Here is a 22,650-nt window from a genome sequence, read left to right on the forward strand (position 1 = left end):
TTCTCCTTGTTGGTCGTTATTGCAGGCAGTGCGAGTTCGGGTTCGGGTTCGGTGAGGGGCGGCGCATGCCGCCCCTTCTTGCATGGCAATCCTCATCAGGCGGCGCGACGGCCGATCGGCGCACCCACCGCGCCGGCGGGCGCGGCTGGCGTAATGGCTTCGGCCGCATCGGGCTGGACGAAGGCGAGTTGCATGTCGCGCATGCGCTTCTTCTCGCGTGCGCTCATCAGATAGTTCACGGCGATCACGCCGATCGTCACCGCGCTGATGAAGAGCGTGGCGAGCGCGTTCATCTCCGGGTTCAGACCGAGGCGCACGCGCGAGAACACGACGAGCGGCAGCGTGGTGGAGCCCGGTCCGGAAAGGAACGCGGAAAGCACGAGGTCGTCGATCGAAAGCGTGAACGAGAGCAGCCAGCCCGAGAGCAGCGCCTGCGAGATGAGCGGCAGCGTGATGACGAAGAACACCTTGAGCGGCGTGGCGCCGAGATCGAGCGCGGCTTCCTCGAGCGACTTGTTCATCTCCTTCACTCGCGACTGCACGATGATCGCGACATACGACACGCACAGCATCACGTGGCCGATCCAGATCGTCACGATGCCGCGGCCTTTGGGCCAGCCGAGCATCTGTTCGAGCGCGACGAAGAGCAGCAGCAGCGAGATGCCCTGAATGACCTCGGGAATCACGAGAGGCGCGTTGATCATGCCCGTGTAGAGCGTGAAGCCGCGAAACCGCCCCATGCGCGCGAGCACGAAGCCGGCCCATGTGCCGATCACAACCGAGGCGAATGCCGTCATGAGGCCGATCTTCAGCGAGAGCCAGGCGGCGCTCAGCAACTCTTCGTCCTGCAGCAGCGCCGAATACCACTTGAGCGAGAAGCCGGACCACACCGTGACCAGTTTCGACTCGTTGAACGAGTAGACGACGAGACTGATGATCGGGATATAGAGGAACAGGAAACCGAGCGTGAGAACGCTCGTTGAGAGCGCGCGGTTGGGCTTGATCATTTGCTTTCCTCCAGTTCCTTGACCTGGTAGTACTGAAAGATCGCCATGGGCACGAGCAGCAGCAGCACCATCGCCACGGTGACGGCGGAGGCCATCGGCCAGTCCATGTTGTTGAAGAACTCGTCCCACATCACGCGGCCGATCATGAGCGTGTCGGCGCCGCCGAGCAGTTCGGGAATCACGTACTCGCCCACCGCGGGAATGAACACGAGCAGGCTGCCCGCGATGATTCCGTTCTTCGAAAGCGGCAGGGTGATCTGCGTGAACGCCACCCACGGTTTGGCGCCCAGATCGTAGGCGGCTTCGAGCAGCGTGAGGTCCATTTTCACGAGGTGCGCATAGAGCGGCATCACCATGAAGGGCAGGTACGAATAGACCATGCCGATATAGACGCCCGCGTCGCTGTGATAGAGCCTCAGCGGCGAATGGATCAGGCCGAGGGCAATGAGCGCGTGATTGAGCAGGCCGTCGTCCTTGAGAATGCCGATCCACGCGTAGACACGGATCAGGAACGACGTCCAGAACGGCAGCATCACGCCCATCATGAGCAGGTTGCGCGTGGCCGGGTTCGAGCGCGCGATGTAATAGGCGATCGGGTAGCCGATCAGCAGGCAAAAGATCGTGGAGACCGCCGCCATCTTCAGCGAGCTGAGATAGGTGGCGATGTAGAGGCTGTCCTGCAGCAGGAACGCGTAGTGCCCGAGCTGCAGCGCGAAGTGCACCATGCCGTCCTTCATCTCGACCAGGTTCGAGTAGGGCGGAATGCCCATCACCTGGTCGGCGAAGCTGATCTTCAGTACGAGCACGAAGGGCAGCGCGAAGAACAGCGTGAGCCAGATGAACGGCACGCTGATCACGGCGGTGCGCCCCGACGGCACGAAGCGCGAGAACAGGCGCGCGAGCGCGCCGCGGCGCGCATCTGCGGCTGCGCGGCCGGATCGCGGCGTGGTGTGAAGAGTGGTACTCATGATTGAGGCCTCCTTACTGCGTGAGCACGACGCCGCTGGCCGGCGACCAGGACACGTAGACATCGTCGTTCCAGGCGGGCGCACCCTCGCTCATGAGGTGCGAGCTGGAGAGGTTCGAGACGACCACCTTGCCGCCGGGCAGACGCACGTGATAAAGCGAATAGCTGCCCATGTAGGCGACATCCGTGACCACGCCGCGCGCCCAGTTGTGCGGCGTGCCCGGCTTCTCGCGCGTCACGCGCACGCGCTCCGGACGCACCGAAATGCCCACAGGCATGCCGAGAGGCCCGGTCACGCCGTGGCTCACGTACATGCGCGTTTCGAGGTCTTCGCTTTCCACGAAGATGTGATCGGGCTCGTCCTCGACGACCTTGCCTTCGAACAGGTTGGTCGAGCCGATGAACTCGGCCGAGAAGCGGCTGTTGGGGAATTCGTAGACTTCGCCGGGCGAGCCGATCTGCACGATGCGGCCTTCGCTCATCACGGCGAGGCGGTTGGCCATGGTCATCGCCTCTTCCTGATCGTGCGTGACCATCACACAGGTGACATCGACTTTCTCGATGATGTTCACGAGTTCGAGCTGGGTCTTCTGGCGGATCTTCTTGTCGAGCGCCGACATCGGCTCGTCGAGCAGCAGGAGCTTGGGGCGCTTCACGAGCGAGCGCGCCAGCGCCACGCGTTGCTGCTGGCCGCCGGAAAGCTGATGGGGTTTGCGCTTCGCGTAGCGGCCCATCTGCACGAGGTTGAGCGCGTCGGCCACACGCTCGCGGATTTCGTTCTTCGGCACGCCTTCCTGCTTGAGGCCGAACGCGACGTTCGACTCCACGCTCATGTGCGGGAAGAGCGCGTACGACTGGAACATCATGTTGACGGGGCGGCGGTACGGCGGCAGCGATGCGAGGTCTTCGCCATCGACGAAGATGCGGCCCGACGTGGCCGTTTCGAGGCCCGCGAGCATGCGCAGCAGGGTGGACTTGCCGCAGCCCGAGCTGCCGAGCAGCGCAAAAAGCTCGTTCTTGGCGATGTTCAGGCTCACGTTGTCCACGGCGGTGCTGTCGCCGAACTTCTTGACGACGTTTTCGATACGCACGAATGCATCGTTCTTTGCCGGGGTCGCGTTGGCGCGCGCAGCGTCTGGGGCGTTGACTTTGGACGTCGAATTCATGATCTGACCTTGGTTCCTTTCTGATCGCAGCACACGTTTTTCAGGCGCGAGCCGGCCCGCACGGGGCGCTGGCGCGACTCGCGATCAGTACTGCGAACGGAGCTCGGGAAGGCTCGCGCGCGTCGTCAAAAAAAGGGGGGCGGCGCCGCGCGGCCTGACTTCGGAATTGCTCACTTCAGGCGGAGAGGGGTCGAGCGATCCCTCTTCCGCGTCGTCTCCTTCTTGTTTCCTTCAGGGGGAGTCAGCGTGTCAGTGGCCGGTCTTCAACTGGGCCCACAGACGGTTTTCGAGGCGCAGAATGTCAGCCGGCATCGGCTTCATCAGCGTCATCTTCTTGAGCACGTCTTCCGGCGGGTACACCGTCGCGTCCTGCGCAACTGCCGGCGTGACGAACTGGCGTGCGGCCTTGTTCGCCGTCGGGTAGAACACTTCGTTGGTGATTTGCGCGTTGACCTTCGGATCGGAGATATAGTTGATCCACTTCATTGCGTTTTCGGGGTGCGGCGCGTCCTTCGGGATGACCATCACGTCGAACCACAGCAAACCGCCTTCCTTCACGTTCGAGAATTTGACGTCGTATGAACGCTTGGCTTCCTCGGCGCGGCGGTGCGCGATGCCGACGTCGCCCGACCATGCCACGGCAACGCAGATATCGTTGTTCACGAGGTCGTTGATATAGCCCGATGAGTTGAACTGGGTGATGTACGGACGGACTTTCTTCAGCACGTCAAACGCGGCCTGGTAGTCGGCGGGGTTCGTGCTGTTGGGGTCCTTGTGCATGTATTGCAGCGTCGCGGCGAACACGTCCACAGCCTGGTCGAGGAACGACACGCCGCAGCCCTTGAGCTTCGAGAGATTTTGCGGATCGAATACGAGCGCCCAGCTATCCACGGGCGCGTTCGGCCCGAGCGCCTTTTCGACCGCCTGCTTGTTGTAGCCGATGCCGTCGGTGCCGAACGCCCAGGGCACGCCGTACTGATTGCCCGGGTCGGCGTCGGAGATCATGTGCATGAGCACGGGATCGAGGTTCGCGAGGTTGGGGATCTTCGACTTGTCGAGCTTCTGATAGACGCCGGCCTGAATCTGCTTGGCCATGTAGTTCGACGTGGGCACGACGATGTCGTAGCCCGAGCTGCCTGCCAGCAGCTTGGCTTGCAGCGTGTCGTCGCTGTCGTAGTTGTCGTACTTGACCTTGATGCCCGCTTCCTTTTCGAAGTTCGGGATCGTGTCTTTCGCAATGTAGTCGGACCAGTTATAGACGTTCAAATCGCCGTCGGCCGCGTGCGCAGGCTGGCTCGAAATGGCCGTGAGGCCTGCACACGCCGCGAGGGCCGCAAGTGCGACCGCATGACGAAGATGACTCACACTCATGTTGCTTTCCCCTGAAGATGAAGATCGGCGGGAGGCCCAGCACCCCGTTGCGCCGCCCGCCGTGGACAAGTCGCGTTAAGAAAGACCCAGTTGTTGCGCAGTTGCGTCGATGGCTTTCTTCGCCTTCGACACGATTTCATCGATCTCGCCGCGCGTGACCACGAGTGGCGGCGAGAGCAGCATGCGGTCGCCCGTGGCGCGCATGATGAGATTGCCGTTGAAGCAGAAGTCGCGGCAGAGCGTGCCCACGTCGCCGCCATTGGCGAAGCGCTTGCGCGCCTGCGGATCTTCGGCGAGCTGCAGGCCCGCCACGAGACCCGCGCCCGAGATCTCGCCGATGATCGGATGACTGGCGAAGGTCTCGCGCAGCCGTTGCTGGAAGTACGGGCCGGTGTCGTTCTTCACGCGCGTGACGATGCCTTCGTCGCGCAGCAGCTTGAGGTTCGCCACGGCCACGGCGGCGGCGACCGGATGCCCCGAGTAAGTGAGGCCGTGATTGAACTCGCCGTTTTCGATGAGCGCCTTCGCAACGCGGTCGTGAATGCCCACTGCGCCCATCGGCACATAGCCGCTCGTGAGGCCCTTGGCCATCGTGATGAGGTCGGGCTCGAAGCCGAAGTGCTGATGCGCGAACCATTCGCCGGTGCGGCCAAAGCCGCCGATCACTTCGTCGGCGCAAAGCAGGATGTCGTACTTGCGGCAAATGCGCTGAATTTCCGGCCAGTAGGTCGAAGGCGGGAAGATCACGCCGCCCGCGCCCTGGAACGGCTCGCCGATAAAGGCGGCCACGTTCTCCGCGCCCACTTCGAGAATCTTCGCTTCGAGCTGCTGAGCGCGCGCGAGGCCGAACTCCTCGGGCGTCATGTTGCCTTGCGCTTCGCCGTAGAAGTACGGCTGGTCGATGTGCACGATGTTCTCGACCTTCGAGGGCATCTGCTCGTGCATGTAGCCCATGCCGCCCAGCGTGCCGCCCGCGATCGTCGACCCGTGATACGCGTTGCGGCGCGAGATGACGACCTTCTTCGAGGGTTTGCCTTGCGTGAGCCAGTACTGATGCACGATGCGCAGCACCGTGTCGTTGCCTTCGGAGCCGCTGTTGCAATAGAAGAAGTGATTGAACGGCTCGGGCGAAAGCTGGGCGAGCAGCGCCGACAATTCGATGACGGGCGGATGCGTGGTCTTGAAGAAGGTGTTGTAGAACGGCAGTTCCAGCATTTGCTCGTAGGCGGCGTCGGCCAGTTCCTTGCGGCCGTAACCCACGTTCACGCACCAGAGCCCGGCCATGCCGTCGATGATCTGGTTGCCTTCCGAGTCCCACAGGTACACGCCCTTCGCCTTCACGATCACGCGGCTGCCCGTCTTGTTGAGCGAGCCCATGTCCGAAAACGGATGAATATGGTGCGCGGCGTCCAGCGCGCGGTACTCGCTCGTCGAGCGCGCCGTTCGGCTGGATTGCGCGCGTAGCGTCGTCGGCGTTTCCTGCAGCGCGCTGGCGGGGGCGTCGATTCGATAGCTCATTGCTGTGTCTCCTTTCGTTTACACGTGCAGCAGCAGGTGCTTGCGTTCCCACGAGCTGATCACGCGGAAATACGCTTCGTATTCGGTTTCCTTGAGCGCAAGATAGGCGCGCACGAACTTCTCGCCGAGGATGTCGTTGAGCGGCTCGCAGGCGGCCATCAGCGAGATGCCTTCCTCGAGATTGCGCGGCAACTGGTAGGGCAGCGAATAGCCGTCGCTCACGAGCGGTTCGGTGGGCTTGAGGTGCTGCGTCATGCCGAGGTAACCGGCGGCCAGCGTTGCGGCGATCGCGAGGTACGGGTTGGTGTCCACGCCCGGAATCCGGTTCTCCACGCGGCGCGCAGCCGGCGACGAGTACGGCACGCGAAAACCCACGGTACGGTTGTCGTAGCCCCAAGCCACGTTGATCGGCGCGGCCATGAAACGCGAAAGGCGGCGATACGAGTTGATGTACGGCGCGAAGATCGGCATGAGTGCGGGTGTGTACTTCTGCAGGCCCGCGATATACGCGTAGAACATGTCCGTGGGCTTGCCGTCCGAACCCGTGAAGAGGTTCTGGCCGCTTTCCGCCGAAACGAGGCTCTGGTGCACATGCATGGCCGAGCCCGGTTCGTTCTCCATAGGCTTCGCCATGAACGTGGCGTACATGTGGTGGCGCAGCGCCGCTTCACGCACCGTGCGCTTGAAGAGGAACACACGGTCGGCGAGATTGAGCGGATCGCCGTGCAGGAAGTTGATTTCCATCTGCGCCGCGCCCACTTCGTGAATGAGCGTATCGACTTCGAGATCCTGAATATCGCAGTACTCGTAGATGTCTTCGAACAGCGGGTCGAACTCGTTCACCGCTTCGATCGAATACGCCTGGCGGCCCGTTTCCGGACGGCCTGTGCGGCCGATGGGCGGTGCAAGCGGAATATCCGGGTCCTTGTTCATATCGACGAGATAGAACTCGAGTTCCGGCGCGATCACCGGCTTCCAGCCCTTCGCGGCATAGAGGTCGAGCACGCGGCGCAGCACGCGGCGCGGTGAGATCTCGACTGGTGTGCCGTCGAAATGCACACAGTCGTGAATCACCTGGGCGGTGGGATCGACGGCCCACGGAATGATGCGGATCGTCGAGGGGTCGGGCACGCACACCATGTCGGGGTCGGTGACGCCGGTGAGGGTCCCGTCTTCGGGATAGTCGCCGGTCACGGTCTGGATCATCACGGCTTGCGGCAAGCGCATCGCCTCGCCCGATTCGAACTTGCTGCGCGGGATGATCTTGCCGCGCGCAATGCCCGCCATGTCGGGGATGATCGCTTCGATTTCGGTGATGTGATGCTTTTTCAGGAATTCGTCGATTTCATGCATGATCGTTCTCTCTGTTCTGTATGGGCCGGCATCAGGCGTGGGCGGCGCGCGGCGCGTGCGCCACGTCGTGTCCGGCCCCGCCCGGTATTCGGGCCAGCATGCGGTTGCGGCAGGCTTCGCCGAACGTGCGGAAGATCGCGCTCGACAGCGCGTCGTCCGCGTACTTCCATTCCGGGTGCCACTGCACGCCGAGCGCAAAGCCCGCTGCGTTCGCGACGCTCACGGCTTCGATGAGGCCATCGGGTGCGAATGCCTCGGCCACGAGGCCCGCGCCGAGCCGTTCGATGCCCTGGCCGTGCAGCGAATTCACGCGTGTTTCGCGCGCGCCGCCTGCAAGCTGCTGCAGCACGCCGCCTTCCACGAGCTTCAATGCGTGCGCCGGACCGTATTGCGTGTCGAGCGGATCGTCCTTGTTCTCGCGATGGTCGTCATAGCGTGCAACGCTGTGCACCTGCTGATGCAGCGTGCCGCCGAACACCACGTTCATCTCCTGGAAGCCGCGGCAGATGGCGAGCACCGGCACGCCAGCCTCGATCGCGGCGCGCATGAGCGGCAGCGTGGTGGCGTCGCGAGCGGGGTCGTGCAGCGTGCCGGCCGCGCTCGCCGGGCCGGCGTAACGGTGCGGCTCGACATTCGAATAGCTGCCCGTGAATAGCAGTCCGTCCACGGCTTCGAGAATGTCGGCCGCAGCCTGCCGCTCGCCAAGGGCGGGCAGCACGAAGGCGAGCGCGCCTGCTCCATCCACAGCCGCGGCGATGTACTTCTCGCCGGCAACATGTGACGCGTGCGGCCCCATCATCGTGCGGTCGGCAGTAACGCCAACTACTGGTCTGGTTCGCATGACTAATGATTCGCTTGCTTGCCCGTGCGCGATCTGACGATGCTACGGGCGTGACATGACCTTGCAGCCTTGCGGGACGCAAAACTACAAACCCTGTGTGCTCCTCGCGAGCAGCGCTAACGGATGGCGCTGCGCGTGGAGATCATGTAGGCGGTTCGTTTCTTGCCGTTGTGGGGCGCGACGGTGTTCAGGCGTGCGCAGCCACACCGCGAAGGCGTGATGAGACGCTTCGCGAACCAGCAATGGCGAAGAAAGCGAACGGCGCAGAAAGGAGAGGCGCTACGGCAGAAGCGACGCGACTTCGTCCGTATGGACGGCAATGAAGGCGCGTGCGGAGACCGAGTTGTGACGCCGAACAGAGCGGCGGGAAAGGATCGTGAAGACGGACAGGAACAGGCGAGAGGCAAGCCTGCCGCTACTGCCGTCGGCGATGGCGGTGCAGTCACTGCGAAGACACCTCGCATGACTACGATCCCACCTCACCAGAGGGCCACGGACTCTCACGATAACACTCGACTGGTTGCGTTGAAAAAGACGTCTGGTTCAAGCATTCGAGGTCGTCAATTTGAGCGATGCATTAAACATTGAACGACATCGATGTATTGCTTTCCAGACTCGGCCAACTCGCTATGTTTCTCGCATAAAACGCGGTTTTTGCGCTGCAGCGTGGCAGAAACGATGCTGTGTTCGACCTGTAGTTCAGCATATACGAGTCAAAAAGGGCGTCAATTATTTTTTCAAGTTTTTGATGTCAGCACTTTCCCCGACACCCCTGTGAAATCGCTCGCTGTGCAAAATATCGGCTCCTGCACTTATATTTCGAATCACTTACACGGGTTTGTACTGACGCAAAATAAAGCAAACTGATTAGAATATTCAACACATCCACCGCGCCCTCTACACGCAGTCATCCTGTCAACGGTCCTTCATCGTGCCCGAGTCCGCCTCTGTGTCATCCGAAGTCGCTACGCGCCTGCGCCATGTCCGCAAACGCTATGGCTTGTCGCAGCGCGAACTCGCCAAGCGAGCGGGCGTGACCAACGGCGCGATCTCGCTGATCGAACAAAGTCGCGTCAGTCCCTCTGTGGGCTCGCTCAAGAAGCTGCTCGAATGCATACCGATGAGCCTCGCCGAATTCTTCACCTTCGATCTGACCGAAGGGACAGAAGTCGTGTCGCGGCGCGGCGAAATGCCGAACCTCGGCAATGCGTCGATCGAATTCTATCTGGCCGGCGCGAACGTGAAAGACCGCAACATGGGGATCATGCGCGAGGTCTATCAGCCGCTTGCCGATACCGGCCCTGAAATGCTGGCGCACGCCGGGCACGAAGGCGGCGTGGTGGTCGCCGGACAGCTCGAGCTGACCGTGGATGGCACGACCTGGCTGCTCGACCCCGGAGACAGCTACTATTTCGAAAGCCGCTTCCCGCACCGGTTTCGCAATCCCAGCGCGAACGAAGTCTGTGAAGTGGTGTCGGCCAATTCGCCGCCCACCTTCTGACTTCCTGATCGCGCGGACCCGTTTCACCTGACGCCGCGTTGCGGCGTGCAAGGTGGATCGCAAATCATTGAGGCATCCTCATGGAAAAGAAAACTTTCACTTATTGGCAGGACAAGGCCGCGACGCTTTCGATCGAAGGCCGCGCATTCATCGACGGCGCGTATCGCGACGCGTATTCGGGCCGCACGTTCGATTGCGTGAGCCCGATCGACGGCCGCGTGCTCGCGAGCGTGGCCGATTGTGGCGCAGCCGATGTCGACGCCGCGGTCGGCGCCGCTCGCCGCGCATTCGACGAAGGTGTGTGGGCCGGCCTGAATCCGCGTGCGCGCAAGGCTGTTCTGCTGCGCTGGGCTGCGCTCATGCGCGAGCATCTCGACGAACTCGCGCTGCTCGAAACGCTCGACGCAGGCAAGCCCATTGGCGACACGACGACCGTGGACGTGCCGGGCGCGGCATATTGTGTGGAATGGTTCGCGGAAGCCGTCGACAAGGTGGGCGGCGAAGTCGTGCCCGCCGATCATCATCTCGTGGGCCTCGTCACGCGCGAGCCGATTGGCGTGGTAGCCGCCGTCGTGCCGTGGAATTTTCCGATCCTGATGGCCTCGTGGAAGTTCGGGCCCGCGCTCGCGGCGGGCAACAGCGTCGTGCTCAAGCCTTCGGAGAAGTCGCCGCTCACGGCCATTCGCGTGGCGCAGCTCGCGCACGAGGCCGGCATTCCGGCCGGCGTGTTCAACGTGCTGCCCGGCGGCGGGGAGCCTGGCAAGCTGCTCGGCCTGCATCGCGACGTGGACTGCATTGCGTTCACAGGTTCCACGAACGTGGGCAAGCAGATCATGCAGTACGCGGGCCAGTCGAACCTCAAGCGCGTGTGGCTGGAGCTTGGCGGCAAGTCGCCCAATATCGTGCTGCACGATTGCCCGGATCTCGACCGTGCAGCGAGTGCGGCGGCGAGCGCGATCTTCTACAACATGGGCGAGATGTGTACGGCCGGTTCGCGCCTGCTCGTGCATCACGAGATCAAGGACGTATTCCTTGCAAAGCTCGTCGAGGCCGCGAAGGCCTATAAGCCTGGCAATCCTCTCGACCCGGAGGTGTCGATGGGCGCGATCATCGACAAGATCCAGCTGGAGCGGGTGCTGAGCTATATCGAAGCCGGCCGCAAGGACTCGAAGCTGCTGACAGGCGGCGAACGCGTGAATGCGGAGGGTGGCGGCTTCTACGTGGAGCCCACGGTGTTCGATACGCGTCACGACACGAAGATCGCACGCGAGGAAATCTTCGGGCCGGTGCTTTCGGTCATCACGTTCAGTACGATCGACGAAGCGGTGCGCATTGCCAACGACAGTGACTACGGGCTCGCGGCGGCCGTCTGGACCGCGAACCTCACGCACGCCCACGAAATTTCGCGCAGGCTGCGTGCGGGGACGGTGTGGGTGAACTGCTACGACGAAGGCGGCGACATGAACTTCCCGTTCGGCGGCTTCAAGGAATCCGGCAACGGTCGCGACAAGTCGCTGCACGCGCTCGAAAAGTACACGGAGCTCAAGTCCACGCTCGTGCGGCTGCGCTAACGCGAACAACGCGAGTTGCCGCTCCGGGTTACCGCTCCACCAGCGCGCCGAGATTGGCGCGCACCCGCTGAAGCATCGCGCTGAACTGCTCGGCCTCTTCAGGCGTGAAGCCCGCCAGGGCTTCCGCCTGGACTTCGTCGCCCACGCGGCGCGCGCCCGTGAGCACGCCTTCCGCCCTGGGCGTGAGGCTCACCAGCCATTCGCGGCGGTCCTCCGGGTTGGGCGTGCGTACGACCCAGCCGCCTTCTTCCATGCGCTCGAGCAGCCGCCCTGCCGAAATCGGCGCCACTTCCAGCAGTTCGGCGAGGCGCGCCTGGTTCATGTCGCCGTAGTGTGCGAGGTACGCGATCATACGGCACTGCGCGCGCGTGAGTTCGAGCGACGACTTCGCGAGTTCGTCGTAACGTTTGCCATAGAGCCGGCCCACGTCGACGACCAGGAAGCCAAAGCGCTTTTCGAGGTCGGTAGTCATCGCGCGATTATACGGGCGTGCGGCCCGCGCCTTCGCACGAGCGTCCTCTCCCTGGCGATACCGATTGCGCCGGCAGGCGCGAGCCGTATAATAAGCAGGCTTATTAATTCGACGCGCTCCGCCCCCTAATCAAGCCAGCCGCAAGACAACCGCACGATGACCGCAGTCATGCAGGACGGCTCCGCCGCGCAGCGTCGGGCGGAGCCGGGCAAGGAAGCCCCGCTCAATCGTGGCATGATCACGCTCTCGATCATGCTCGCCACGCTGATGCAGACGCTCGACAGCACGATCGCCAATGTGGCGCTGCCGCACATGCAGGGCACGCTGTCGGCCTCCCAGGACGAGATCACCTGGGTGCTCACCTCGTATATCGTCGCGGCCGCCATTGCCACGCCGCTCACGGGCTGGCTCGCCGACCGCTTCGGCGTGAAGCGGCTGTTGGGCGTGGCGATTGCGGGCTTCACCGTCGCCTCGGCGCTGTGCGGGCTTTCCGAAACGCTCGGCGAGATCGTCGCTTCGCGGCTGTTGCAGGGCGTGTTCGGCGCGTCGCTCGTGCCGCTCTCGCAGTCCATTCTTCTCGACATCAATCCGCGCGAGCGTCAGGGGCAGGCCATGGCGGTCTGGGGCATGGGCGTGATGGTCGGACCCGTGCTTGGGCCGACGCTGGGCGGCTGGCTCACGGATAGCTACAACTGGCGCTGGGTGTTTTTCATCAACGTGCCGGTGGGCCTGTTTGCGTTCTTCGGTGTCTCGACTTTCATGCCTGCGCGCGTGCCTGGCCGCACACAGCGCTTCGACGTGTTCGGTTTCGCCACGCTCGCGCTCGCCATTGGCGCCCTGCAGGCCTTGCTCGACCGCGGCGAGCAGCTCGACTGGTTCGGCTCGCTGGAGATCCGCATCGAAGCGCTGGTGGCGGTCATTGCCTTCGCGTTCTTCGTCCTGCATACGGCCACCTCGGGGCCCGGCACGTTCTTTCGCTACCAGCTGCTCAAGGACCGCAACTTCGCGACCGGCACGCTCTTCATCTTCGTGATCGGTGCGGTGCTCTACGCCACGCGCGCGCTGCTGCCGCCCATGCTGCAGAACCTCATGGGTTATCCGGTCGCCACGACGGGGCTCGTGACCGCGCCGAGCGGCGCGGGCACCATGGTCGCCATGCTGATAGCGGGGCGCATGCTGAAACGCGTGGATGCGCGCGTCATGCTGCTGTTCGGCTTCGTGGTCTCCGCGTACGCGCTCTGGCAGATGATGCAGTACACGCTCGTGCTCTCGCCCTCGGATATCGTGTGGCCCGGCGTGGTGCAGGGTTTTGGCCTCGGTTTCGTGTTCGTGCCGCTTTCCGCGCTGACGTTCTCGACGCTCACGCCGCAGCTGCGCGCGGACGGCACGGCCACCTATAGCCTCATGCGCAACATCGGCAGCAGTATCGGCATTTCGATCGTGCAGACCTTCGTCACGCGCGGCACGCAGATCGCTCATGCGGACCTCGCTGCGAACGTGACCCCGTTCAATCCCGCGGTTCAGCAGATGCTCGAAAGCGGCTCGCGGCACGATCTCGCCGTGCTCAACCAGTCGATCACGCAGCAGGCGCAGATGATCGCGTATCTGAACGACTTCAAGATGATGTTCGTGGCTACGCTGCTCGTGATTCCGCTGCTCTTCCTGATCCGCACCGGCCCTGGCGCCGCCGCCGTCGATGCGGGTCACGCGGCGATGGATTAGAGAAACGGTTCGCCTTTCGTTTCACCCTGGCGCGCGGCACGTCCGCGCGCTTTGCACTCACGAATCCCGATGCTTTCTGCCGTTTCTATTCTCCTGCCGGTTTTCGGCCTCATTTTCGCGGGCTTCGCCTGCCGTCGCACGAATGTCCTCGGCCCTGCCGCGGCATCCGAACTGAACCGCTTCGTCGTGTGGCTCGCGCTTCCCGTGCTGCTCTTCGATATCCTTGCGCACGCAACGTGGCGCGAGCTTTATCAGCCGGCGTTCGTCGCCGCGTTCGGTCTTGCTGGTCTCGCAGTGTTCATCGCCGTGGTGGGCGCGCGCGTGTTCCTTGGCCGTCCGCTCGCGGATGCGAGCATCGACGGGCTTGCCGCCGCGTATCCGAATACCGGCTACGTGGGCTTTCCGCTGTGCATGATCGCATTCGGGCCGTCGAGCCTCACACCCACGACCATCGCGACGATCCTCGTGGTCTGCGTGCTGTTCGCCATCGCCATCGTACTGATCGAAACGGGGCTGCAAAGCGAGCGGCGTCCGCACCGGCTCGCCATCAAGGTCGTGCGCTCGCTCCTGCGCAATCCGCTGCTGGTTGCACCGGCGCTGGGGGCGGTCGTCTCGGCCGCGCATGTCACACTGCCCGCCAGCGCGGAAACCTTCCTGAAGCTGCTGGGCGGCGCGGCGAGCCCGTGCGCGCTCGTCAGCCTCGGGCTCTTTCTCGCCGAACGCCGCGCGAGCGGCGAGGCGCTGCGTGAGTCGTCGTGGTGGCTCACGCTCTGCAAGCTCGTCGCGCAGCCGCTGCTCACGTGGTGGCTGGCCGATCGCGTATTCGGGCTGCCTGACCCGCTCGTGGAAATCGCAGTGTTACTCGCGGCGCTACCCACGGGCACCGGCCCGTTCATGCTCGCCGAGTACTATCGGCGCGAGGCGCACGTGACTTCGCGCACCATTCTGCACTCGACCCTCGGTTCGCTCGTTACGCTCACGCTGATCCTGCTGCATCTGCACCACGGCTGAAAGCCGGCGAGGCACGACGCTTGCTGGCATGAAAGCCACTGTGATCTATCAGGAGAAGCGCCAATGAATTGGCTACGACGCTTAAGCGCCGCGCGCGCCTCACTTGTCCTCACCGTCGTGCTCACCGCAGCGGGCATGGAAGCCTGCACGCTGGGCGGCGCCGCCGCAGGCGGCTATGTCGGCAACAGGGCCACGAACGGCAGCGCGGTCGGCACCGTGGGCGGCGCCGTGGCCGGCGGCGTGATCGGCCATGAACTGGGCAAGTAGGCGGCCCACGCGCACGACGAGGCCGTCTCTCTTCGTCCGGCTACTTCACTGCGCCAAGCGCGAGTCCCTTCACCATGTAGCGCTGCAGCCAGGCGAACACCACGGAAACCGGCAGCGTGGCTGCGAGCGTCGCCGCCATGACGAGCTGCCATTCCACGGTGTACTTGCCGGCCACCATGTCGGTGACCTGCACCGTGAGCGTCTTGTTTTCGGGCGAGCGGATCAGCGTGTAGACCACGGCGAACTCATTCCATGCGCTGATGAACGTGAAGATCGCCGTGACCACCACGGCCGGCACCGCGAGCGGCAGGAACACGCGGAACACGGCGCCCGTGCGGCTGCAGCCTTCCAGCCACGCCGATTCTTCGAGATCGCGCGGCACGGTCTGGAAATACGACGAGAGCATCCATACGGCAAACGCGATATTGAACGCCGCATAAGAGACGATCACGCCGATCTTCGAATCGACGAGATTGCCGTCGCCATAAGGAATCATCGCCGCGAGCCGGAACAGGCCGACCACGAGCAGGATGGGCGAGAGCATCTGTGTGACGAGCAGGAACTGGCGGTAGAGGCCGCGCCCGCGGAACGGAAAGCGCGCGAGCGCGTAGGCGGCCGGCAGGCTCACGGCGAGCGCGAGCGCCGTGGAAAGACAGCTCACCACGATGCTGTTGCGCAGCGCGACGCCGAAGTTCGCGGCCTGCCACATGTCGACGTAGTTCTGCCAGCGCCACTGCATCGGCAGCCAGCGCGCCGGATAGACGAACACTTCCGAAGCCGGCTTGAACGAGGTGAAGAACATCACCGCGAACGGGAACAGCACCGCCGCGACGAGCGGCGAGAGCGCGAGCCAGCACCAGATCGAGCGTTTGAGCTTGCGGTTCATGCCAGGTCTCCTTCGGCGCCGCCGCGTTTTGCCTGCAGGCGCAGGTAGACCACCGAGAATGCGAACAGGATGACGAGCATGATGAGCGAGACGGCGGCGGCTTCGCCGGGCCGCCCTAACCGGAAACCGAGTTCGTAAAGGTACGTGACGAGAATATGCGTACTGTCGTCGGGGCCGCCTTGCGTCATCACCCAGATGATCGGGAACGAGTTGAACACGTAGATCACGTTCAGCAGGATCGCCATGTTGATGAACGGCTTGAGCAGCGGCAGCGTGAGCTGGCGGAACTGTTGCCAGGCGCTCGCGCCATCGATGCGCGCGGCTTCGTAGATGTCGCCCGGCACCGAGGAAAGGCCGCCCAGCAGGATCGTGGTCGTGAAGGGGATCGACACGAGTATGCCCACGCAGATTTCCACCGGGAACGCATACTCGGGCGTCGCGAGCCAGTGGATCGGACCTGAGGTGAGGCCGAGGCGCTGCAGCGTGACATTGACCATGCCGTAGTCGTCGTTGAACGCCCAGCGCCAGACCACGGCCGTCATCGTGAGCGAGACGGACCACGGCAGCATGACGATCGTGCGCGCAACGCCGCGGCCGTAAAAGTCCTGGTTGAGCACGAGCGCGACCGGCACGGAAATGAGCACCGTGCCCACCACGACAAAGAATGTCCAGATCAGTGTGTTCCTCAGGGCGCTCATGAACACCGGATCGCCGAACACGTTATAGAAGTTCTGCAGGCCGCTGAAGTCGCGAATCTGCCCGAAGCGCGACACGTCGTGCAGCGACTGATACACGATGTTGAAGATCGGATAGCTGATGATGAAGAGCGCGAGCACGAGACTCGGCACGATCAGGAGCCAGGGCGCGCGGGGCGCGGATACGGCGCGGGGTAGTCGGCTCATGCGATTGCGTGCGCGTGATCGGTCGGGGGCATCGCCGGCCGGTGCGGTGGCGGGCGAGGGCTTCAGGGGACCCGTAGTCATGTCGAATCGTCAGTGCTTCGAAACGTCGGTTCTCAGGCGTTGCGGCGCGCGCCGGGAACTTCGGGCGCGCGCCGCTGCTGCCATTGAGGCTTACTTGCCAAGCGACTTGTTCGCTTCCGTGGCCGCCTGGTTCAGCGCATCGGCAGGCTTGGCCTTGCCGAGGTAGACCGACTGCATCGCGTTGGTCACGGCCTTTGCGGTGTCTTCCCAGCCCGTCACGGTCGGCGCGAACTTCGCATGCGGCAGCAGTGCGATGAAGGCTTGCGTGTCCGGATTCTGGAACGCCGGGTCGCTCGCTTCAGCCTTGGTGGTCGGCAGGAAGCCTTCCGTGCTCGTGAACTGCACGCGCGGTTCCTTCGTGAACAGGAAGTCCAGGAACTTCCAGGCGCTCTGCTTCGCCTTGGAGTTCTTGAACATCATGATCGAGTCGGTCACCGCGTAGGTGGCGGGCGTCGTGGCTACCGGGATCGGGTCGATGCCGTACTTGATGTTCGGCGCCTCCTTCTGCAACTGCTTGGCGAGGAACGGCGCCGAGATCATCATCGCCACGCGGCCCTGCTTGAAGAGGTTCTGCACGTCTTCACGGCTGTAGCCCGTCACGCCCGGCTGAGTGAGACCTTCGTCGATCATCGTCTTGTAGAGCGTCGCGGCCTTCACGCCAGCCGGCGAGTTGAACGCCGCCTTGCCGTCCTTGCCCACCACTTCGCCGCCGTGGGTCCACAACGCGTAGTAGAAGTACACGTCGGTTTCGATTTCCTTGCCTTGCAGACCGAAGCCCGCAATGCCCTTCGCTTTCAGCTTCTTCGAGGCGTCGACCACGTCGTTCCAGGTCTTCGGACCGTTCGGATAGCCGACCGAAGCGAGCATGTCCTTGTTGTAGTAAAGCGCGCGCGCCGAAGCGGCGATCGGCAGGCCGTAGGTCTTGCCGTTGATTTGACCCGGAGCCAGGAACGGTCCGATGAAGCGGCCCTTGAAGTTCGCGTCCATGTACGGGTCGAGCGGCTCGGCAATGTCGTCCTTCACGAAGTCGAGGAGCCACCGCGTGCCGATGATCGCGAGGTCGGCGTTGGCGCCGCCGGAGATGTCCGTTTGCAGCTTCTGTTGCAGCGAGTCCCAGTTCACGTCTTCGATCTTGATCGTGACGCCGGGATTGGCGGCCTCGAACTGCTTGGCCATTTTCTCGAAGTACGGGGCCGTGGCGTCGCTGTAGTGGGCGACGGTCACGCGGACCGTATCGGCATGCGCCGCGGCGGTGATGCCGGCGAAGGCTAGCGCGACGGCGAGCTTGCCGAGCATGGTGGTTGCACGTGCCTGAAACGACATTCGTTCTCTCCTTGTCGATGGGAATGGGCGCTTTAGCGCTTGGTCCCATCCCATGCGGGGTTGTTGTTGCTGGTGGTTGTTCCTGCTTATGCCGCCGCCTTGACCCGGCTGCTGGGTTGCGTTGTTTGAAAAAATCCTACAGGATGAAAAAAGCGTTGTCACCTGGTAATCTCGATATTGTTTCGAGTGCCGGAATTTGCATAACATGCTGTAAAACAGGGGAAATTCATGCACTGCAGCAGCGCGGTGCGGTCGGTATAAACCCGTATACGGGCAACCGCGCAGCATTCGTATGTAGGAAATTTTCAGGCTCTCCGGCAAGACTGGCGAGCCGCACGGAGAGTCGACATGAGCCGGGTGGTGCTGGTGACGGGCGCAAGCGGCGGTATAGGCCGCGCGCTGTGCAAACGGTTTCTCGAAGCGGGCGACACGGTGCTCGCGCTCGACCGCGCTGGGGAGGGCGTGCAACAACTCGCGGCGGAATTGAGCGACCCGCTTGCGGCGCGCCTCGAGCCGCTCGCCGCCGACGTGAGCGATCAGGCCGCCGTGACCGCAGCCGTGGCGCGCGGCGTGGCGGCGCGCGGCCCGGTGGAGGTGGCCGTGGCGAACGCAGGCGGCGCGCTCGGCACGACGCTCGCGCATACCGACGCCGCGAGCTGGCGGCGCGACATCGACCTGAACCTGAACGGCACCTACTACACGGTCGAAGCCGTGCGCGCTTCGATGATCGAGCGGCGGCGCGGCGCGCTCGTGCTGATCGGCTCGGTGAACGGCCTCTCGGCGCTCGGCCACCCCGCGTACAGCGCGGCGAAAGCGGGCCTCGTGAGCTACACGAAGGCGCTCGCCATGGAGCTGGGCCCACACGGCATACGCGCGAACATCGTTTGCCCCGGCACGGTAAAGACGCCCGCGTGGCGCGCACGTGTCGAGCAGCATCCGAAGATCTTCGAAGAACTCAGCAAATGGTATCCGCTCGGCGACGTGGCCACACCCGAGGACATCGCCGACGCCGTGCAGTTTCTCGCCTCGCCGCAGGCGCGCGTGATCACGGGCGTGGCGCTGCCCGTGGACGCGGGCCTCATGGCGGGCAACCGGATGATGGCGAACGAGCTGACGCTCGATCCGTTCTGAGGCGCGCACGCGGCGCCTTGACCTGGTCAGACCTGAAAGACTTCACGCAAACGAGGAAAGCATGGCAGCGGTACAACTGAACGGCATCTACAAGCGCTATGGCGAGACCCAGGTCGTGCACGGCGTCGACCTCGACATCGAAGACGGCGAATTCGTCGTGCTCGTCGGCCCTTCGGGTTGCGGCAAGACCACGGTGATGCGCATGATCGCCGGCCTCGAAGACATCACCGGCGGCGACCTCACCATCGGCGGAACGCGTGCGAACGCACTGCCGCCGCAGCAGCGCAACATCTCGATGGTGTTCCAGAGCTACGCGCTCTATCCGCATCTCTCGGTGTACGACAACATCGCGTTCGGTCCGCGCATTCGCAAGGAGCGCGAGGACGGTTTCAAGCCGCGCATCGAAGCCGCCGCGAAAATGCTCAACCTGTCGAGCTACCTGGAGCGCCTGCCGCGCGCGCTTTCGGGCGGCCAGCGCCAGCGCGTCGCCATGGGCCGCGCCGTGGTGCGCGAGCCCGCGCTGTTCCTCTTCGACGAGCCGCTCTCGAACCTCGACGCCAAGCTGCGCGTGCAGATGCGCACCGAGATCAAGGCGCTGCACCAGCGTCTGCGCAACACGGTGGTGTATGTCACGCACGACCAGATCGAGGCGATGACGATGGCCGACCGCATCGTCGTGATGAACGCGGGGCGTATCGAACAGATCGGGCGCCCGCTCGACCTTTACGACAAACCGGGCAACCTGTTCGTGGCGAGCTTCCTGGGCTCGCCTTCGATGAACTTCGCCGAGGGCACGGTGATGAGCGACGCGCGCGGCACGGCGCTCGTGCTGGAAGGCGGCGTGCGTATTGCCCTGCCGGAGGGCAAGGCCCAGGCGGGCGCGCGCGTGACGCTCGGCGTGCGGCCCGAGCACATCGAGGCGGGCGGCGACGTGCCGTTCAGCGTCGACGTGATCGAGCCGACTGGCGCGGAGACCCACTTGTACGGGAAAATAGGCGAGACGACATGGTGCGTCACCACGCGCGCGCGCCCCGACGTTGCTCCGGGCCAGCGCATGACGCTAGGTTTGCCTTTGGCGCACCTGCATCTGTTCGATACTGAAAGCGGCAAGCGGCTCGATTGAAGCGGAAGCACGCATCGAAACTGGATAGCGGGCGCCTCGTATCTTCCACGGGAAAAACAGCTTGCCGGTCTCCAACCTGATCCATCACATCCGCAACGTCGCGGAGTCGCTGCGTCCCGCCGAGCGCAAGGTCGCGGAGATGGTGCTTGCCGACATCGACTTCGCCATGCGCGCGAGCATCACCGAACTCGCGTTGCGCGCGGACGTGTCCGAGCCCTCCGTTACGCGCTTTTGCCGCGCGGTGGGCGCGCACGGCCTGCGGGACTTCAAGATGCGGCTCGCGCAGAGTGCGGCGGGCAACGTGCCCTTCGCGCTCGCCACGGAGATGACGGGCGGCGAGGCGAGCGGCGCCGGTTGGGCCGGCGAAGTCGGCACCCTGCTCGACAAGGTGACGGAGTCGGTCGTGCAAGGCGTGACCCACGCGCGCGCCTCGCTCGATACGGCTGTGTTCGAGGCGGCCGTCGCGGCGCTTTCCAGCGCGCGTCGTGTGTACTTTTTCGGCGTGGGCGCGGGTTCGGGGCTCGTCGCGCAAGACGCGGCGCTGCGCCTGCTGCGGCTCGACATCGCCGCGAGCGCGTTCACGGATGCCCATTTGCAGCGCCTTTACGCTGCGCTGCTCGAACCGGGCGACGTGGCGTTTGCGATCTCGCAGTCGGGGCGCAGCGTGGAAGTGAACGAGAGCATCCAGATCGCCAAGGAGCGCGGCGCGACGACCATCGCGCTCACGAGTGCGGGCTCGCGTCTCGCGTGGGTGGTGGATATTCCGCTCTTGCTGCGCGTGCCTGCCGCGAGCGATGCGCACGCGCCTGCCGTGGTGCGTATCGCGCATCTCGCGGTGCTCGATGCGCTCGCGCTGGGCGTGTCGCTCGGGCTCGGGCCCAAGGCGCTCGCCAAAATGCGCGACGCGCAGGCGCGCAGCGATGGCGCACCCGACGATACTTCCTCCACGGTTGGCACGCCCGAGGACGGGCGTTGACGCTTACGCAGACGCAGCGCCTTCGCGCCGTTTCAGCCGCACTGGCATCGTATCCGGCACCATCGTGAACGCCTGCACTTCCTGGATCTTCGCGGGATCGATCGCCAGTTCGATCGTGAACGACTGCATCAGCATCGAGAGCGCGAGGCGCATTTCCACGGTCGCGAGATGGCGGCCTGGACACACGCGCGGCCCTGCGCCGAACTGCAGATAAGCGCGCACGTCATGGGCTTTTCCATCATCGGCTTCGCGTTCGCCGCGCTTCATCCAGCGCCACGGGTCGTAGCGCTGCGGATCGGCAAAATGCTTCGCGTCGAGCATGGCGGGACGCGCGACGAAGAACATGCGCGTGCCCTTGGGCAGCGCCACGTTGTCCACCACCACGTCTTCCAGCGGCTCGAACGAATGCACGGACGCGACCGGCCGCAGACGTGTGGCTTCGATGCAGATCGCCTCGAAAATATCGAGGTCTTTCAACGTCGCGTAGTCGGGGCATACCGTCGAATTGCCGAGCACGCGTGAGGCTTCGTCGCCGAGATGCTGCTGCAGGGCCGTGTCCGCGGCGAGGTAGGGCAGCGTCCACGCGATGGAATCGGCGGTCGTGTCTTCGCCCGCGATCAGGAGCGTGAGCACGTTGGCACGGATCTGCGCATCGCTGATGGTTGCTTCGCCGCCGGGCGCCTGCTGTTGCACGAGCATCGCCTCGAGCAGATTGCGCGGCGTTTCCGATGGCTCGTCGCGCATGCGCTCGCGGGCGCGCGCCATCATCGCGTTCACGTAGCGGTGCACTTCCTCGAGCGAGCGCTCGAGCTTGCGGTCCGCCGGCAGCTTGACATATCGCCAGTACGGAAAGAGCGCATTGGTGCGCCTCATGACGCCCGGCAAGATGCGCTCCAGATGCTCCTGAATCACGCCGTGGTCGCGCTCGAGCGTGCGCGGATCTTCGCCGAACGCCAGCGCGCTCGTCACGTCCACGGTGTAGCGCTTGAGATCGTCGGTCATCTCGACGGTTTCGCCGCGCTCGGCCGCGCGTTGCCAGCGGGTGTGAAGTCGCTGCGTGATATCCGCCAGCGTGGGGTAGAACGCCTTGATGTTGGGAATCGAGAGCGCCTGCATCACGAGCTTGCGCTGCGGTTCCCACGCAACGCCCTCGGCCGAAAACAGCCCGTTGAAACCCATCTCCTCGAACACGGCTTCGATCGGCTGATAGCGGCGGAAGCGATGCGGGCGCTCGCGCATGATCTGCTGGATCAACTCGGTGTCGGTCCAGATCGTGATGGGGATGCCGCCCACCTGGAAGCGGTAGGGCGCGCCGAGTTCGGCGGCCCATTGCTCGAGGATCAAATGCAGACGCGGCGGCGAAAGCTGCAGCAGATTGCCCAGCAGCGGCAGGCCGCGCGGACAGGGCAGGTCGGCGATCTGGCGCAGCGTTGGTCCGGTCGATGCCGTGCTCATGTGCAG

The 22,650-nt window shown here is 64.1% G+C and carries 21 protein-coding genes; 8 read left to right on the forward strand and 13 right to left on the reverse strand.

Annotation, left to right across the window (positions count from 1 at the left end):
* Positions 1–95 precede the first annotated feature (95 nt).
* From C7411_RS08610 to C7411_RS38085, 8 genes are all read right to left on the reverse strand, one after another.
* Entirely contained in the window at positions 96–1,007 is a 912-nt protein-coding gene (locus C7411_RS08610) for an ABC transporter permease subunit (RefSeq protein ID WP_110383399.1), read from the reverse strand.
* Positions 1,004–1,975: an ABC transporter permease subunit gene (locus C7411_RS08615; protein WP_110383400.1), complete on the reverse strand. Its 972-nt coding sequence runs from the start codon at positions 1,973–1,975 to the stop codon at positions 1,004–1,006. The genes C7411_RS08610 and C7411_RS08615 overlap by 4 nt, the downstream gene beginning before the upstream one ends.
* Positions 1,976–1,988: 13 nt before the next feature.
* Positions 1,989–3,140: an ABC transporter ATP-binding protein gene (locus C7411_RS08620; protein ID WP_165822766.1), complete on the reverse strand. Its 1,152-nt coding sequence runs from the start codon at positions 3,138–3,140 to the stop codon at positions 1,989–1,991.
* Between the two features lie 249 nt (positions 3,141–3,389).
* On the reverse strand, positions 3,390–4,511 hold the full coding sequence (locus C7411_RS08625) for a polyamine ABC transporter substrate-binding protein (RefSeq protein ID WP_110383401.1): 1,122 nt from the start codon (positions 4,509–4,511) through the stop codon (positions 3,390–3,392).
* Between the two features lie 75 nt (positions 4,512–4,586).
* Positions 4,587–6,029: an aspartate aminotransferase family protein gene (locus tag C7411_RS08630; protein ID WP_110383402.1), complete on the reverse strand. Its 1,443-nt coding sequence runs from the start codon at positions 6,027–6,029 to the stop codon at positions 4,587–4,589.
* Between the two features lie 18 nt (positions 6,030–6,047).
* Positions 6,048–7,382, reverse strand: a complete 1,335-nt coding sequence (locus C7411_RS08635) for a glutamine synthetase family protein (RefSeq protein ID WP_110383403.1) — start codon at positions 7,380–7,382, stop codon at positions 6,048–6,050.
* Between the two features lie 31 nt (positions 7,383–7,413).
* Positions 7,414–8,223, reverse strand: a complete 810-nt coding sequence (locus C7411_RS08640; RefSeq protein WP_110383404.1) for a gamma-glutamyl-gamma-aminobutyrate hydrolase family protein — start codon at positions 8,221–8,223, stop codon at positions 7,414–7,416.
* 279 nt (positions 8,224–8,502) lie between these two features.
* The gene (locus tag C7411_RS38085; protein ID WP_236596917.1) at positions 8,503–8,727 is read right to left on the reverse strand and encodes a hypothetical protein; all 225 of its coding nucleotides are present in this window, start codon (positions 8,725–8,727) and stop codon (positions 8,503–8,505) included.
* A gap of 445 nt (positions 8,728–9,172) precedes the next feature.
* Between C7411_RS38085 and C7411_RS08650 the strand changes: the two genes are divergently transcribed.
* Positions 9,173–9,724 carry a cupin domain-containing protein gene (locus C7411_RS08650; protein WP_110383405.1) on the forward strand — a complete coding sequence of 184 codons (552 nt, stop codon included), beginning with the start codon at positions 9,173–9,175 and terminating at the stop codon, positions 9,722–9,724.
* An 80-nt stretch (positions 9,725–9,804) separates the two neighbouring features.
* The gene (locus C7411_RS08655; RefSeq protein WP_110383406.1) at positions 9,805–11,295 is read left to right on the forward strand and encodes an aldehyde dehydrogenase; all 1,491 of its coding nucleotides are present in this window, start codon (positions 9,805–9,807) and stop codon (positions 11,293–11,295) included.
* A gap of 28 nt (positions 11,296–11,323) precedes the next feature.
* On the opposite strand, the gene C7411_RS08660 is transcribed toward C7411_RS08655, so the two are convergent.
* Positions 11,324–11,767 carry a MarR family winged helix-turn-helix transcriptional regulator gene (locus tag C7411_RS08660; RefSeq protein ID WP_110383407.1) on the reverse strand — a complete coding sequence of 148 codons (444 nt, stop codon included), beginning with the start codon at positions 11,765–11,767 and terminating at the stop codon, positions 11,324–11,326.
* 234 nt (positions 11,768–12,001) lie between these two features.
* On the opposite strand from C7411_RS08660, the gene C7411_RS08665 reads away from it, so the two are divergent.
* From C7411_RS08665 to C7411_RS37375, 3 genes are all read left to right on the forward strand, one after another.
* Positions 12,002–13,489, forward strand: a complete 1,488-nt coding sequence (locus tag C7411_RS08665; RefSeq protein ID WP_181431314.1) for a DHA2 family efflux MFS transporter permease subunit — start codon at positions 12,002–12,004, stop codon at positions 13,487–13,489.
* A gap of 69 nt (positions 13,490–13,558) precedes the next feature.
* Positions 13,559–14,500: an AEC family transporter gene (locus tag C7411_RS08670; protein WP_110383409.1), complete on the forward strand. Its 942-nt coding sequence runs from the start codon at positions 13,559–13,561 to the stop codon at positions 14,498–14,500.
* Between the two features lie 63 nt (positions 14,501–14,563).
* On the forward strand, positions 14,564–14,767 hold the full coding sequence (locus C7411_RS37375; RefSeq protein WP_165822767.1) for a glycine zipper 2TM domain-containing protein: 204 nt from the start codon (positions 14,564–14,566) through the stop codon (positions 14,765–14,767).
* A 40-nt stretch (positions 14,768–14,807) separates the two neighbouring features.
* Here C7411_RS37375 and C7411_RS08680 read toward each other — a convergent pair whose 3' ends face one another.
* The 3 genes from C7411_RS08680 to C7411_RS08690 all read right to left on the reverse strand — a co-directional run bounded on the left by C7411_RS08680 (position 14,808) and on the right by C7411_RS08690 (position 17,959).
* Positions 14,808–15,653 carry a carbohydrate ABC transporter permease gene (locus C7411_RS08680; RefSeq protein ID WP_110383410.1) on the reverse strand — a complete coding sequence of 282 codons (846 nt, stop codon included), beginning with the start codon at positions 15,651–15,653 and terminating at the stop codon, positions 14,808–14,810.
* Positions 15,650–16,555: a carbohydrate ABC transporter permease gene (locus tag C7411_RS08685; protein ID WP_110383411.1), complete on the reverse strand. Its 906-nt coding sequence runs from the start codon at positions 16,553–16,555 to the stop codon at positions 15,650–15,652. The genes C7411_RS08680 and C7411_RS08685 overlap by 4 nt, the downstream gene beginning before the upstream one ends.
* A gap of 171 nt (positions 16,556–16,726) precedes the next feature.
* Positions 16,727–17,959, reverse strand: coding sequence for an ABC transporter substrate-binding protein (locus C7411_RS08690; RefSeq protein WP_110383412.1), 1,233 nt, complete (start codon positions 17,957–17,959; stop codon positions 16,727–16,729).
* A 348-nt stretch (positions 17,960–18,307) separates the two neighbouring features.
* On the opposite strand from C7411_RS08690, the gene C7411_RS08695 reads away from it, so the two are divergent.
* The 3 genes from C7411_RS08695 to C7411_RS08705 all read left to right on the forward strand — a co-directional run bounded on the left by C7411_RS08695 (position 18,308) and on the right by C7411_RS08705 (position 21,189).
* Positions 18,308–19,090, forward strand: coding sequence for an SDR family oxidoreductase (locus C7411_RS08695; protein WP_110383413.1), 783 nt, complete (start codon positions 18,308–18,310; stop codon positions 19,088–19,090).
* 61 nt (positions 19,091–19,151) lie between these two features.
* Positions 19,152–20,213, forward strand: coding sequence for an ABC transporter ATP-binding protein (locus C7411_RS08700; protein ID WP_110383414.1), 1,062 nt, complete (start codon positions 19,152–19,154; stop codon positions 20,211–20,213).
* 61 nt (positions 20,214–20,274) lie between these two features.
* Positions 20,275–21,189 (forward strand): MurR/RpiR family transcriptional regulator, encoded by a 915-nt coding sequence (locus C7411_RS08705; RefSeq protein ID WP_110383415.1) that lies wholly within the window; start codon positions 20,275–20,277, stop codon positions 21,187–21,189.
* Positions 21,190–21,192: 3 nt separating this feature from the next.
* On the opposite strand, the gene C7411_RS08710 is transcribed toward C7411_RS08705, so the two are convergent.
* On the reverse strand, positions 21,193–22,644 hold the full coding sequence (locus C7411_RS08710; protein ID WP_110383416.1) for a cytochrome P450: 1,452 nt from the start codon (positions 22,642–22,644) through the stop codon (positions 21,193–21,195).
* Between the last annotated feature and the right edge of the window lie 6 nt (positions 22,645–22,650).

Source organism: Paraburkholderia silvatlantica (genome assembly GCF_003096715.1).
Lineage (GTDB): Bacteria > Pseudomonadota > Gammaproteobacteria > Burkholderiales > Burkholderiaceae > Paraburkholderia > Paraburkholderia silvatlantica.